This is a genomic window from Thermaurantiacus tibetensis, assembly GCF_015354055.1.
GTDB classification, from domain to species: domain Bacteria; phylum Pseudomonadota; class Alphaproteobacteria; order Sphingomonadales; family Sphingomonadaceae; genus Thermaurantiacus; species Thermaurantiacus tibetensis.
The window spans coordinates 1-13,395 of record NZ_JACHTM010000002.1; the positions used below are offsets into that span (position 1 = coordinate 1).

Annotated in this window: 11 protein-coding genes and 1 tRNA gene; 7 read left to right on the forward strand and 5 right to left on the reverse strand. The window is 74.0% G+C overall.

Annotated features, from left to right (window positions below; translation table 11 throughout):
* Together H3H34_RS04620 and H3H34_RS04625 are read right to left on the reverse strand one after the other, a co-directional pair.
* A partial coding sequence (locus H3H34_RS04620) for a tyrosine-type recombinase/integrase (RefSeq protein ID WP_207790801.1) occupies window positions 1-601 on the reverse strand: 601 nt, incomplete at its 3' end.
* Window positions 602-736: 135 nt separating this feature from the next.
* Window positions 737-827, reverse strand: a tRNA-Ser gene (locus H3H34_RS04625).
* 61 nt (window positions 828-888) lie between these two features.
* On the opposite strand from H3H34_RS04625, the gene H3H34_RS04630 reads away from it, so the two are divergent.
* The 3 genes from H3H34_RS04630 (at window position 889) to H3H34_RS04640 (ending at window position 4,352) form a co-directional block, all read left to right on the forward strand.
* Entirely contained in the window at window positions 889-2,526 is a 1,638-nt protein-coding gene (locus H3H34_RS04630) for a thiamine pyrophosphate-dependent enzyme (RefSeq protein ID WP_194744129.1), read from the forward strand.
* Entirely contained in the window at window positions 2,523-3,737 is a 1,215-nt protein-coding gene (locus H3H34_RS04635) for a hydrolase (RefSeq protein WP_194744130.1), read from the forward strand. The genes H3H34_RS04630 and H3H34_RS04635 overlap by 4 nt, the downstream gene beginning before the upstream one ends.
* Window positions 3,738-3,806: 69 nt before the next feature.
* Window positions 3,807-4,352: a TspO/MBR family protein gene (locus H3H34_RS04640; protein WP_194744131.1), complete on the forward strand. Its 546-nt coding sequence runs from the start codon at window positions 3,807-3,809 to the stop codon at window positions 4,350-4,352.
* Here the strand turns inward: H3H34_RS04640 and H3H34_RS13835 are convergent.
* Window positions 4,264-4,752, reverse strand: coding sequence for an Lrp/AsnC family transcriptional regulator (locus H3H34_RS13835; RefSeq protein WP_194744132.1), 489 nt, complete (start codon window positions 4,750-4,752; stop codon window positions 4,264-4,266). The two genes, H3H34_RS04640 and H3H34_RS13835, sit on opposite strands and share 89 nt — an antisense overlap.
* Before the next feature lie 116 nt (window positions 4,753-4,868).
* Here H3H34_RS13835 and H3H34_RS04650 point away from each other — a divergent pair, with 116 nt between their 5' ends.
* Genes H3H34_RS04650 through H3H34_RS04660 form a run of 3 tightly spaced genes read left to right on the forward strand, consistent with a single transcriptional unit; the run spans window position 4,869 to window position 8,591 of the window.
* Window positions 4,869-5,891, forward strand: coding sequence for an arginine N-succinyltransferase (locus H3H34_RS04650; RefSeq protein WP_194744133.1), 1,023 nt, complete (start codon window positions 4,869-4,871; stop codon window positions 5,889-5,891).
* Window positions 5,878-7,299, forward strand: coding sequence for a succinylglutamate-semialdehyde dehydrogenase (astD, locus tag H3H34_RS04655; RefSeq protein ID WP_194751866.1), 1,422 nt, complete (start codon window positions 5,878-5,880; stop codon window positions 7,297-7,299). The genes H3H34_RS04650 and astD overlap by 14 nt, the downstream gene beginning before the upstream one ends.
* Entirely contained in the window at window positions 7,299-8,591 is a 1,293-nt protein-coding gene (locus tag H3H34_RS04660; RefSeq protein ID WP_194744135.1) for an N-succinylarginine dihydrolase, read from the forward strand. Before astD ends, H3H34_RS04660 begins: the two co-directional genes overlap by 1 nt.
* 9 nt (window positions 8,592-8,600) lie before the next feature.
* On the opposite strand, the gene H3H34_RS04665 is transcribed toward H3H34_RS04660, so the two are convergent.
* The gene (locus H3H34_RS04665) at window positions 8,601-9,032 is read right to left on the reverse strand and encodes a flagellar export chaperone FliS (protein ID WP_194744136.1); all 432 of its coding nucleotides are present in this window, start codon (window positions 9,030-9,032) and stop codon (window positions 8,601-8,603) included.
* Between the two features lie 25 nt (window positions 9,033-9,057).
* Complete coding sequence (gene fliD, locus H3H34_RS04670; RefSeq protein ID WP_194744137.1) at window positions 9,058-10,497, reverse strand: flagellar filament capping protein FliD; 1,440 nt, start codon at window positions 10,495-10,497, stop codon at window positions 9,058-9,060.
* Between the two features lie 403 nt (window positions 10,498-10,900).
* On the opposite strand from fliD, the gene H3H34_RS04675 reads away from it, so the two are divergent.
* Entirely contained in the window at window positions 10,901-13,390 is a 2,490-nt protein-coding gene (locus tag H3H34_RS04675; protein ID WP_194744138.1) for an Rne/Rng family ribonuclease, read from the forward strand.
* Window positions 13,391-13,395: the final 5 nt, after the last annotated feature.

Below are 13,395 nucleotides of genomic sequence, written 5' to 3' on the forward strand. Positions count from 1 at the left end.
GCTGCCGCGGCAGCGCCCGGCGCACGATCTCGAAGTCGATCCCCTCCGCCCGGATGTCCTGCCCCACCGCCCAGCTGATGACGGCGCGCATCCGCTGCAGCACCCGGCGCGCCGTCTCGGGCCGCGCGAGCCACAGGGGCGCGAGAACCTCGGCCATGTCGGCCCGGTTGAGCGACGCCACCGGCCGGTTGCCGATCCGCGGGAAGGCGTGGGTCTCGAGCGTGCGTAACCACTGGTCGCAGTGCTTGCCGTTGCGCCAGCCTGTCCGGTGCTCGGCGTGCACCTTGCGCGCGGCCTCAGCGAAGGTGATGCCCGCAACCGCGGCTGCCTTGCGGCTGGCGAGGGGGTCGACCCCTGCGCGGATCTGCTGACGCGCTGCAGCTGCCGCCTCGCGGGCCTCGCGCAGCGACACCAGCCGCTCGGGCCCGAACGAGAGGTCGCGGCGCCTGCCGTCGATGCGGTAGCGCAGCCGCCAGTAGCGCCGGCCGGCCCGGTCCACCACGAGCATGAGGCCGTCGCCGTCGGTGTAGCGCCCGGGGGCCGTCAGGCCCGCCACCTGCTTCGCCGTGAGCTTTCCCGCCAGCCGCTCCTCTCCCACCATGCGTCCCACCGCGAACGCGAGGCTTGGCGGGACGGCGCCGGATTGCATGAGGTACCGGGGAGAGGAGAAATGCAAGCCCCGCCAACGTGTTAGAGACAGCGTGAGACGGGCTGAAACGCGGCGGGAAAGAACGGATGGCGGAGCGGGAGGGATTCGAACCCTCGATGGGCTTTTGACCCATACTCACTTTCCAGGCGAGCGCCTTCGACCACTCGGCCACCGCTCCGGCGCAGCCCCAGCCCGCTAGAGGGGTTGCAGCCCCCGCGCAACCCCGGCCATGGGGGCGCATGGCGCGCACCCTCGCCTCGGTCATCGCCGAAAGCCTCGTGGCAGCCGGCATCACCCACGCCTTCTGCGTGCCGGGCGAAAGCTATCTTCCCCTCCTCGATGCCCTGCGCGACATGCCGCTGCGGCTCGTCACCTGCCGCCACGAGGCCGCCGCAGCCCACATGGCCGAGGCCGCCGGCAAGCTCGCGGGACGGCCCGGCGTCGCCCTCGTCACCCGCGGACCCGGTGCGACCCACGCCGCCATCGGCCTCCACACCGCCCAGCAGGATTCGACCCCGCTCCTTCTCCTCATCGGCCAGGTCGGCGACGATTGCGTCGGCCGCGAGGCCTTCCAGGAGATGGACTATCATCGCCTGTTCGGCTCGGTGGCAAAGCGCGTGGTCACCTTGCGCGAGCCGGCCCGCGCCGGCGAGCAGGTGGCCGCCGCCCTCGCCTGCGCCATGTCCGGCCGGCCCGGGCCGGTGGTCGTTGTCCTGCCCGACGACCGGCTGGCGCTCCCCAGCGATGCTGCCGCGGCACCCCCGGCGGCCGTGGAGCCCCCGGCGCCGTCGGCAGAGGCGCTTGCCACGCTCGCAGCCCTGCTGGCCTCCGCCAAGCGGCCGGTGCTGCTCCTCGGCGGGCCCGGCTGGCGCGAAGCCGATCGGCTGGCCGCCGAGGCCGTCGCCGAGCGGCTGGGGCTTCCCGTGGTGACCGCCTGGCGGCGCAAGGACCGGTTCGACAACCGCCACCCCCACTATGCCGGGGAACTCGGCCTCGGCGCCAACCCGGCGCTGGTCGCTGCCGTGCGCGAGGCCGACCTGCTCCTCGTGGTGGGCGCGCGCCTCACCGAGAACGAGACGCAGGGCTATGACCTTCTCGATGACGCCTTCGCATCCCGCGCGCTGGTCCACGCCTGCGCGGACCCCGACGCGCTCGGGCGGGTGTGGCAGCCGCGCCTTGCGATCCACGCAGCGCCAGGGCCCATGCTGGCGGCGCTTGCCACGCTTCCGCCCGCCAGGCGGCCCGCGTGGGTGGCGCGGCTTGCCGCCCTTCACGCCGCGTGGATCGCGCCCACGGCCGTTGCCGCCGGCGTGAACCCGGCCGAGGTCGTGCGCCTGCTCGGCGAGCGGCTCGGCCCGCATGCCATCGTCTGCAACGGCGCCGGCAACTTCGCCGCCTGGGTGCATCGCTTCACCCTTCACCGCCGCGTTGGCACGCAGCTTGCCCCCGTCTCGGGGGCGATGGGCTACGGCGTGCCGGCAGCGATCGCCGCAGCCCTCGTCGCGCCAGGGCGGCCCGTTGCCTGCGTGGCCGGAGACGGCGATGTCCTGATGGCCGCGGGCGAACTGGCAACTGCCATGCACGAGGGCGCGCGCGTGCTCTTCGTGGTGATGGACAATGGCCAGTATGGCACCATCCGCATGCACCAGGCCAGGCACTATCCGGGGCGGCCGGTGGCAACGGCGCTCACCAACCCGGATTTCGCAGCGCTTGCGCGAAGCTTCGGCCTCCACGCGGAGACGGTCGAGGACACGGCGGCGTTCGCACCTGCGCTCGAACGCGCGCTGGCGGCGCTCGACGCGCGGCCGGCCCTTCTCCACTGCCGCCTCGACCCGGCGGAGATCGCGCCCGGGCGCAGGCTGGAGCCGGGTGCATGAGCCTTCGGGCCGAAGAAGAGGCAGCGCTTGCCACGATCGACGGCGACGCCCTCCTTGCCGACGTGCTCGCTTGGGCGCCGGTCAACTCCGGCAGCCGCAACCTCGAAGGGCTCGCGCGCATGGCGCAGCTTCTGGCCGAGGCCTTCGCGCCGCTGGGGCCCGTCTCCTTCCGCGACCCCGCGCCCGCCACCCAGATGCTGGCAGGCGGCGAGGTGGTGCCCCTCCTCCATGGCCGCAACCTGCACCTCTCGACGCGGCCCCAGGCGGCGCTGCGGGTGCTGCTCACCGGCCATTACGACACGGTGTTCGGCGCGGACCACCCGTTCCAGGAGGTCCGCTGGCTTGAGCCGGGCGTGCTGAACGGGCCGGGCGTTGCCGACATGAAGGGGGGCATCGCGGTGATGCGCGCGGCACTCGCCGCCTTCGAGGCGAGCCCGTGGGCCGAGGCGCTCGGCTGGGAGGTGGTGCTCAACGCCGACGAGGAGGTCTCCTCCCCCGGCTCTGCGCCGCTTCTTGCCGAATGCGCCGCGCGTGTCGCGTGCGCGCTCACCTTCGAGCCGGCGCTGCCTGACGGCACGCTCGCCGGCGACCGGCCGGGCTCGGGCAACTTCTCGATCCATCTTGCCGGCCGGGCGGCCCATGCGGGCCGCGAACCCGAGAAGGGCCGCAACGCCGTGCTCGCCGCCGCCGACCTCGCGCTCCGGCTGGCACGGCTTGCGGCCCCTGACCTGAAGGTCAACGTCGCGCGGATCGACGGCGGCGGACCGAACAACATCGTGCCGGCCTCGGCGGTGCTGCGGGTCAACCTCCGCCCGGCGACCCGGGACGCCGAGGCGCGGGCCCTTGCCGCCATGGATTCCGCCATCGCCGAGGTGGCCGCCGCGCACGAGGTGGCAGCGCACCGCCACGGCAGCTTCGCCCGCCCGCCGAAGCCGCTCGACCCGCACCAGCTGCGCCTCTTCGCCCTGGTGCGCGAGGCGGGCGCCGACCTCGGGCTTGCGATCGGCTGGAAGCCCTCGGGCGGCGTGTGCGACGGGAACAATCTCGCTGCGGCTGGCCTCCCCGTGGTCGACACCATGGGGGTTCGGGGTGGTGCCATCCATTCGGCCGACGAGTTCCTGTTGACCGAGAGCCTCGCCGAGCGGGCACGCCTTGCTGCCCTCACCCTCATGCGCCTTGCCCGCGACGGGCTGCCGCCCGGAAGCGCCTGAGGGCGGCGGACTGCCGCGGCCCTGCCCGGCGCCCCTGGCACCGGCCGGGCGGCACCCCATATCTTGGGCATGTTCGATGGCGCCTCGCTTGCTGCGCTCGCGATCTCGCTCGGTGCCGTGCTGGTCGCGGCCTCGACGGGGGCCATCTTCCGCCCCGGCGCCTGGTATGCGGGCCTCGAGAAACCGCTGCTGACCCCGCCGAACTGGGCTTTCCCGGCCGTCTGGGGCCTCCTCTACGTGCTGATGGCGGTGGCCGCCTGGCGGGTGTGGGAGGCAGGCGGCACGGCGGCGCGCGGCGCGCTCCTGCTCTATGCCGTCCACCTCGTGCTGAATGCCGCCTGGTCGTGGCTGTTCTTCGGGCGGAAGCGCATCGACCTTGCGATGGCCGAGGTGGTCGTCTTCTGGCTCTCCATCCTCGCCGTCACGATCGCCTTCGCGCGCTTCGACCAGATCGCCGCCTGGCTCATGGTGCCCTACCACGCGTGGGTAACGCTGGCGGCCATCCTCAACTGGCGCTTTCTCGCGCTCAACGGCCCCCGGGGGGAGGGGCGGGCGGAGCGGGCGGCGGATGACCTTCGAAGCGCTTGGTCTCGTGCATCACCACCTGCGAGGTGATCCGCGCGATCGGCGCCGAGGCCGTCCATGACGCCGCAAGCGCGCGCCACTCCTCCATGCCGCCGACGCGGACCCGCAACAGATAGTCGGACCGGCCGCTGATCTCGGCGGCCTCGAGCACCTGGGGCTCGGCCAGGAACAGAGCCTCCACCTGCCGGAAGTCCGCCGGCTCGTGGCGCGCGAGCGTGACCTCGGCCATGAGCGTGAGGCCCGGGCCGAGCCGTGCCGCGTCTACCCGGGCGCCATAACCGGTGATGACGCCCGCCCGCTCCAGCCGCCGGACGCGGGCGAGGCACGCCGACGGGGAGAGCGCCACGCGCTCGGCAAGCGCGGCATTGGTGATGCGGCCCTCGCGCTCGAGGATGGCGATGATTCGCCGGTCGATCCGGTCGAGGGTCATGCGCAGGGCATCTTCCGGGCATCCTTGCAGAGCAGCGGGCGTTCGCCGCAGATCCTGCGGCGGGAGCCGCAGGAATTCGCTACACGCACGCCGCAGCTTGCGGCAAGACGCCGCCCATGGCGGACGTCTCGCTCGAGGACTGGCAGGTGCGCACCGCGCGGGCGGACGACCTGCCCGCGCTTGTTGCGCTTGCGCAGATGACCGGTGGTGGCTTCACCAACCTGCCGCAGGACGAGGCCGCGCTTGCCGCGCGCCTTGCCCGCTCGGAGGCGACGCTTGCGGCCGACGATGCTGCTGCGCGCACCGGGCTCACCATGCTCGTGCTCGAACACCGGCACAGCGGCCGGGTGGGCGGCACGGCCGCCATCTTCGGCGAAGTGGGCACCGACTGGCCCTTCTATTCCTACAAGATCACGACGATCGCGCTGAAGAGCCGGGAGCTTGGCCGCACCTTCCGCACCCGCGTGCTCCACCTCGTCAACGACTTCGACGGCGCGAGCGAAGTGGGCGGGCTGTTCCTCGCCCCCGATCTCCGGGCCGGCGGGCTCGGCCGCCTCCTCGCCCGCTCACGCTACCTCTTCATGGCCCGCCACCGCGCCCGGGTGGCGGACCGCTGCCTCGCCGAGCTCAGGGGCGTGATCCGCGAGGACGGCTCGTCCCCCTTCTGGGACGGGCTTGCCGGCCGCTTCTTCGGCATGGGCTTCGTCGAGGCGGACCGGTTCAACAGCCTGCACGGCAACCAGTTCATCGCCGATCTCATGCCCAAGTATCCGGTCTACGAGGCGCTGCTGCCTGAAAGCGCGGCCGCCGTGCTCGGCGTCGAGCACCCCGACGGCCGGGCGGCCCGGCGGATGCTCGAGGCCGAGGGCTTCCGTTTCAACGCCTATGTCGACATCTTCGACGGCGGGCCGACGCTCGACGTCGAGACCGACCGCATCCGCACCGTCGCGCTTGCCCGGTGCCTCGAAGTCGAGGCCGGAGCGCCGCCGGCGGATGCCCGTTGCGGGCTCGTCGGGTTCGGCCGGCGCGCGGGCTTCCGGGTGATGGCGCTCCCGGCCGAGACTACGGCCGGCACGGTCCGGCTGCCGGCGGCGGCCGGCGCCCGAGCGGGCGAGGAGGTGATCCATGCCCCCTTCTGAGCTGCTGCGGAGCATCCGCCCGCACGACGGCACGCTGCTCTGGGAAGGGCCGGTCGCAGGCCCCTCGGCCGTCGCCGAAGCCGTGGCCCGCGCCCGCGCGGCCCAGCCGGCCTGGGCGCGCACGCCGCTTGCCGAGCGCGCCGGGCTCCTCCGCCGCTTCGCCGAGCTGGTCACCGCCCGCACCGAAGACCTCGCCCGCACCATCGCCGAGGAGACGGGCAAACCCTTCTGGGAAGCGAAGGGCGAGGCCGCGAGCGTGGCCGCCAAGGTCGCCATCTCGATCGAGGCCTATGGCGTGCGCACCGGCACCACCGAACGGCCCTTCGCTGCCGACCCGGCGGGCGCCATGCAGGCCGTGCGCCACAAGCCCCACGGAGTGCTTGCCGTGCTCGGCCCCTACAACTTCCCGGCGCACCTGCCCAACGGCCACATCGTGCCGGCGCTGCTGGCGGGCAACGCGGTCGTGTTCAAGCCCTCGGAGCTGACCCCGGCGACGGGGGAGAAGCTTGCCGCGCTGTTCGCCGCGGCGGGACTTCCCGCCGGCCTCCTCGAAGTGGTGCAGGGGGGTGGCGAGACCGGCGCGGCGCTTGCCGCTGCCGACATCGACGGCCTGCTCTTCACCGGTTCGGCCGCGACCGGCGCTGCGCTCACCCGCCGATTCGCCGAAACCCCGCACCGGATCCTCGCGCTCGAGATGGGCGGCAACAACCCGCTCGTCGCCTGGGACGTCGCCGAGGCCGATCTCGACGCTGCGGCCCGGGTCGTCGTCCAGTCCGCCTTCCTCTCGGCCGGCCAGCGCTGCACCTGCGCGCGCCGGCTCATCGTCGCGGAGGGCCCTGGCGAGGCGCTCGTCGAGCGGGTGCTTGCCCTCGTCGAGCGGATGCGGATCGGCCCGCCGTTCGCCGAGCCGCAGCCGTTCATGGGGCCCCTCATCGACGGGCGCGCGGCCGCGCGCGTCGAGGCCGCCTTCGCCGCGCTCCCCGGTCGGGTGCTGCTGCCGATGTGCCGCCCCGACCCCGCCCTCCCCTTCCTCACCCCGGGCATCGTCGACACGACCGGCCATGCCGCGCCCGACGAGGAGATCTTCGGGCCCGCGCTCCAGGTGATCCGCGTGCGCGACTTCGCCGCGGCGATGGCGCAGGCGAACGCAACCCGCTTCGGCCTGGCCGCGGCGCTTCTGGGCGGGGACCGCACCCTGTTCGACCGTTTCTGGGCGGAAAGCCGGGCAGGAGTCGTCAACTGGAACCGGCCGACCAACGGCGCCGCCTCCTCCGCGCCCTTCGGCGGCGTCGGCTGGTCCGGCAACCACCGCCCGTCGGCCTTCTACGCCGCCGACTACTGCGCCTTCCCGGTTGCCGGGATCGAGGGCACGCGCCCGCACGCCCCCCTTGCCACGGGGCTCGACTGATGCCGGAACTGCAGCTCGACGGCCTCGTCGGCCCCAGCCACAACTATGCGGGCCTGAGCCTCGGCAACCTCGCCGCCACCCGGAACGCCGGTGCCGTGTCTTCGCCCCGCGCTGCCGCGCTCCAGGGCCTGGCCAAGATGCGGCTGGTGCTGGGGCTCGGGCTGCCGCAGGGCCTGCTCCTGCCGCACGAACGGCCGAACCTCGGCCTGCTCCGCGCCATGGGCTTCGCCGGCACGGATGCCGAGGTGCTGAAGGCCGCCCATGCCGAGGACCCGGCGCTCGTCGCCGTCGCCTGGTCGGCCTCGCCGATGTGGACGGCGAACGCCGCCACCGTGAGCCCTGCGGCTGACACCGCCGACGGCCGCACCCACCTCTCGGTCGCCAACCTCGCGACCATGGCGCACCGCGCGCAGGAATGGCCTGCAACGCTCGCCCAGCTCCGCCTTGCCTTCGCCGACCGGCGCCACTTCGCCGTGCACGGGCCCGTTCCGCCGAGCTTCGGCGACGAGGGCGCGGCCAACCACCTGCGCCTCGCGCCCGCCCACGAGGCGCCCGGAGTCGAGGTGTTCGTCCACGGCGTGAACGCCGGCGGCCGGTTCCCCGCGCGGCAGGACGTCAGGGCCTCGAAGGCGGTCGCGCGCCGGCACGGCGTTGCCGCTGCCCTCCATGTCGCCCAGGCGGACGCCGCGATCGAGGCGGGCGCCTTCCACAACGACGTGGTGGCGGTGGCGAACGGGCCAGTGCTGCTTGCCCACGCTGAGGCCTTTGCCGACCGCGACGCGCTTGTTGCGGCGCTTGCCGCGCGCGTGCCGGGCTTCTGCCTTGTCGAGGCGCCGGCGGACGAGATCAGCCTCGAGGAGGCGGTCGGCTCCTACGTCTTCAACGCCTCGCTGCTGACGGTTAGCGACGGCATGGCGCTGGTGCTGCCGAAGGAGGCCGAGGAGACCCCCCGGGTGTGGCGCTGGCTTCAGCGGGTCGTTGCCGACAATGCCAACCCCATCCAGGCGCTCCACGTGCTCGACCTTCGCGAGTCGATGCGCAACGGCGGCGGCCCGGCCTGCCTCCGCCTCCGGGTCCAGCTGTCGGAGACGGCGCTTGCCGCGGTCGACCCGCGCTTCCGCCTTGACGCGGCGACGCTTGACCGGCTCGAAGGGGTGGTCGCGCGCTGGTGGCCCGAGCGGATCGCGCCCGAAGAGCTCGGCAACCCCGACCTCATGGACCAGTGCCGCGCCGCGCGCCGGGCGCTGCTCGAGGCGCTCGGGATCGCGCCTGCGGAACTCGGCGAAGCCTGAGCCGGGCCGTCAGGCGCGCGGCCGGCCGATGGCCCGCCAGGCGGATGCGATCTCCTCGGCGGCGAAGCTCGCCGAGGCCAGCGCCCCCGGGCTTCCGTCCAGGAGCTGGGCGCGGAGCATGGCGTAGGCGCGCGCGAGCGCCTCGGCCACCTCGCCGCCGCGCGCACGATCGAGCGTGGAATCGAGCCCGTCGACGATGGCGAGCGCGCGCTCGGTCGCGCGGACGCGCCGCACCGCCTCGGCCTTGGCCGCGGCATCGCGCGCCTCGCGCAGCAGGGCGATCAGCCGGTCGAAGAGCATCATCACGAGCTCGTGCGGAGATGCGGCCGCGACCCGGGCCTCGAGGGTGACCGAGCGATAGTGCCGGAGGGCGGCGGTCCGGTCGCCCTCAAGGGCGTGGGGGCGGGAGCGGAGGAGCTGGTCGGCGGCGGGGAGGGGCATGGTTCGGGTCCTTCATGTCGGGCGATCAGCGGTCGCGGTTCGCGCGCCAGAGGTCGATCTGCTGCTGGAGGAAGGTCTGGGTGGCGCGGGTCCGGCCGACGGCGGTGTCCACGCCGGCGAACTGCCGGGTGAGCGCAGCCTCGAGCCGTTCCATCCGCGAATCGAGCTCGGCGCGGGCGCGGGCGATCGCCTGCGCCTCGCGGGCGAGCGCGGTGGGCTGGCCGGGGCGGCCGTTGACCGCGACGGCAAGCTGGACTCCGAGCTGGCGCAGCGGCCCGCCCGGCGTGAGGAGGCTCCCCTGGTCGGCAAGCGCGCGGACCATCCGCTCGACGGCGGCAGGGTGGTCGGCCACCATGCGCTGGAGGCGCGCCTCGTCGACCTGCACCGTGCCCTCGCGCGTCAGCCGGAGGCCAAGCTCGGCAAGCCGCGTCGGCGCATCGCCGTCGGGCGTGACGAGCGGGCGGGTGGTGAGCCCGGTCAGCGACTGGAGCACGCGCCGGGTGGTCGAGTCGGCAACGAGCGCTCCGGCGCTTGCGGTTGCCGTCTCGCCGCGGGAGAGTTCGCGGCCGATGCCCAGAAGCTCGGAGAGCGCGCCGGCGAAGTCGCGGACGACGGCGGCAAGCTCGCTTGCCGAGCGCTCGGCCGAGACCGTGACCGGAGCGCCGGGGGCCGCGCGCAGCAGGCTGAGGGTGGCGCCGTCGAGAAGATCGGAGACCTGGTTCGACGGCCGCCGCAGCGTCACGCCATCGACGACGAGCTCGGCGTCGGCCGCGCGGGCGTTGCGCGCAAGATCCCCGCCGCCGACGGTGAAGGCGAAGGCCTCGAGCGCGGGGTCTCCGCTCGCTTCCACGAGGAAGCCGGAGGCAAGCCCGGTGGTGCCGCGCAGCACCAGCCGCGAGCCGTCGACATCGGTCAGGATGCTGGCCGTCACTGGCGCGTTCGCAGCGCGCGCGGCGGCGTTGATCGCGTCCCTGAGGCCGGTCAGGCTGTCGTCCGCCGGGCCGATGGTGACGACGAGGTCGGGCGTGGCGGAAGGCGTGAAGCCGGTCGCAGGACCGGTGCCGTCGACCGTGCCGAAGCGGAAGGTGAGCGTCCCCTGGCCGACGGGCGCGGCCGGATCGGCTCGGGACGCGGAGGCGAGCACCTGGGCGGCGGCGACCGCGCGAACCTCGACGGTCTGCGGGGCAAGCGTGGTGCCGGGGGCAACCCTGAGGCTCATGACCGTCGGGTCGGACACGCGGGGGACGGCCGAGACGCTTCCCGCCTGCACCCGCTGGACGAGTGCCGTGTTCAGCGCATCGAGCGCGGAGCGGAACTGGCCGAGCGCGGAAATGCGCGCCTCCACGCGCTCCTGCCGGCGCTGGAGAAGGGCCGCCTGCGGCTCGCGCTGGGCGCGGACGAGATCCCTGACCAGGGTGGCCATGTCGATGCCCGAGCCGGCGCCAAGGGAGCCGAGGATGTTCATGCCCTCCCAAAACGGCGGGGGAGACTCGGCGTTTAGGCGTTTCGGAAGCGCTTCTTGCCGAGCTTTTCCTGCCCTGCTAGCAGCGCGGTCGGGGACCTGCGGGTCCGCGCTCTCGGCATCCTCCGCATGGCTCGGACCTTTCCCCGCTTCCCCTCCGGCACGGCGCCGGGCACGGGGAAGCGAGGCTTGGAACGGATGGCGCATCTCGAAAGGGCGAAGGTCAGGGTCGGGCGGCAGGTGGTGCGGCATGGTGTGCGCGCGCTGTCCGGCCGGGGCCCTCGCGCCCTGGAGCGAGCCGGACCCCCCGGCGCCGTCCGCCCGCTTGCGATCACCGGCGGGGCGCTCTGCCCTGCCCGCCACATGAGGCGCAGCGGCCCTGCCCTGCGCACCCGGAGACATTCTGATGACCACACGCATGCTGATCGACGCCCGCCACCCGGAGGAGACCCGGGTCGCGGTCGTCCGGGGCAACCGCATTGAGGAGTTCGATTTCGAGGCGGCCAGCCGCAAGCAGATCAAGGGCAATATCTACCTTGCCAAGGTGACGCGGGTCGAGCCCTCGCTCCAGGCGGCCTTCATCGACTACGGCGGGAACCGGCACGGCTTCCTCGCCTTCTCGGAGATCCACCCCGACTACTACCAGATCCCCAAGGAAGACCGCGAGGCGCTGCTTCGCGAGGAGGAGAAGCTGGCCGAGGAGGCCGGCGCGGACAACGGCGCCGGCGACGCGAACGGCGCGGGCGAGGGGGAGGAGAGCGAGGCGAACGGGCGGCCCGAGGAGCACGGCGCCTCCGACGAGGCGGCAGCCGATGCGCTCCGGCGGCGGCGGATGCAGCTTCGGCGGCGCTACAAGATCCAGGACGTCATCCGCCGCCGGCAGGTGATGCTGGTGCAGGTGGTGAAGGAAGAGCGCGGCAACAAGGGCGCAGCACTCACCACCTACATCTCGCTCGCCGGGCGCTACGGCGTCCTCATGCCCAACACCGCGCAAGGCGGCGGGATCAGCCGCAAGATCGCCAACGCCGCCGACCGCAAGCGGCTGAAGTCGGTGATCGCCGAGCTGAAACTGCCGCCGACGATGGGCGCCATCATCCGCACGGCCGGGCTCTCGCGCACCAAGGCCGAGATCCGCCGCGACTTCGACTATCTGACGCGGCTCTGGGACGAGATCCGCGAGAAGACGCTCGCCTCGACGGCGCCCACCCTCATCTACGAGGACAACGACCTCATCAAGCGGGCGATCCGCGACATCTACACGCGCGAGATCGACGAGGTGCTGGTGGATGGCGAGGCCGGCTACCGGCAGGCGCGCGCCTTCATGAAGCTGCTCATGCCGAGCCACGCGAAGAAGGTGCAGCACTATTCCGACCCGGTGCCGCTGTTCCTGCGTGCTGGCGTGGAAGGTCAGCTCGCGGCGATGATGAACCCGGTCGTCCAGCTGAAGTCGGGCGGCTACATGGTGATCTCGCAGACCGAGGCGCTGGTCGCCGTCGACGTCAATTCCGGCCGGGCGACGCGCGAGCACAACATCGAGGAGACCGCGCTCAAGACCAACATCGAGGCGGCCGAGGAGATCGCCCGGCAGCTGCGCCTGCGCGACATGGCCGGCCTCATCGTCGTCGACTTCATCGACATGGAGGTCGGCGCCAACAACCGGAAGGTGGAGAAGGCGCTGAAGGAAGCGCTGAAGGCCGACCGGGCGCGGGTGCAGGTGGGCCGGATCTCGCCCTTCGGCCTCCTCGAGATGAGCCGCCAGCGGCTGCGCACCGGCGTGCTCGAGGCCTCGACGGAGCCCTGCCCGCACTGCGGCGGCTCGGGCCTCGTGAGAACCGAGAGTTCGGCGGCGCTCTCGGCGCTGCGCCTCGTCGAGGAGGAGGCGGTCAAGGGCCGGGCGAGCCAGTTCCGCCTGCGCGCCGACCCGGCGGTCGCCGTCTACATCCTCAACCGCAAGCGCCGGGAACTGGCGGAGCTCGAGGGCCGCTACGGCATTGGCGTGGAGGTGGTGCCGGATGCCACGCTCGCCGGCGCGCGCCTTGCCGTCGAGGGCAGCGGGCCGCCCCCGGCCCATGCGCCGCTGAGCCAGGCGCTTCCCGCGCCGGCGCCGGCTGCCGACGTCGACGCCGAGGACGCGGACGAGGCGGACGAGGCGCGCGACGAGGAGGAGACCGCCGCGACGCCCGATGCCGCAGGCGACGGGCAGGCCGCGCCGGGCGGGGGCGAGACGGGTCGTGCCGAAGGCCGGAAGAAGCGCAGGCGACGGCGCGGCGGCCGCGGCCGACGCAACCGGCAGGAAGGCGAGGGGGGCGTCGCCATGGCGCCCGCACCCCAGCCGGCGGAGGCCGGGGCGGAAGGGGAGGCCGACGAGGCCCACGTTCCGGAGCCTTCGGAGCCGGCGCCAGCGCCCGCAGACGAAGCGGAACCTGCCCACGACGCCGGCGCCGAGCCCGCGCCTGCCGCGCCGAGGCCGGGGCGTCGCGGCCGCGGCCGGGTGGCGGCGCCGGTCGCGCCGGCCGAGGCCGAGGCGGACGCGGCGTCAGGCGCCGCGGCGGAGCCGGCCGAAGCGACCCAGCGGCCGCGGCGCGGGCGCAAGCCGGCGGGAGCCACGGAGGGCGAGGCGACCGCCTCCGGCGACGTGCCGGCGCCGCGGCGGCGCAGCCGCAAGGCCGCGGCCGAGCCGGAACCCCAGCCGGTCGCCGAAGTCGCCGACGCCGGGGCCGGGCCAGCACCCGAGGCCCCGCCGGCACCGGCAGCGGCGCCCGAACCCGTGGCTGCAGCGGAGGCGAGCGCACCCCCGCCCGCGCCCGCTGCTGCGGTCGAGCCAGCCCCCGCACCGGCGGCACCGGCCGCGCCGCCACCGCGGCGGGGCTGGTGGCAGCGCACCTTCGGCGGCTAGGGGCT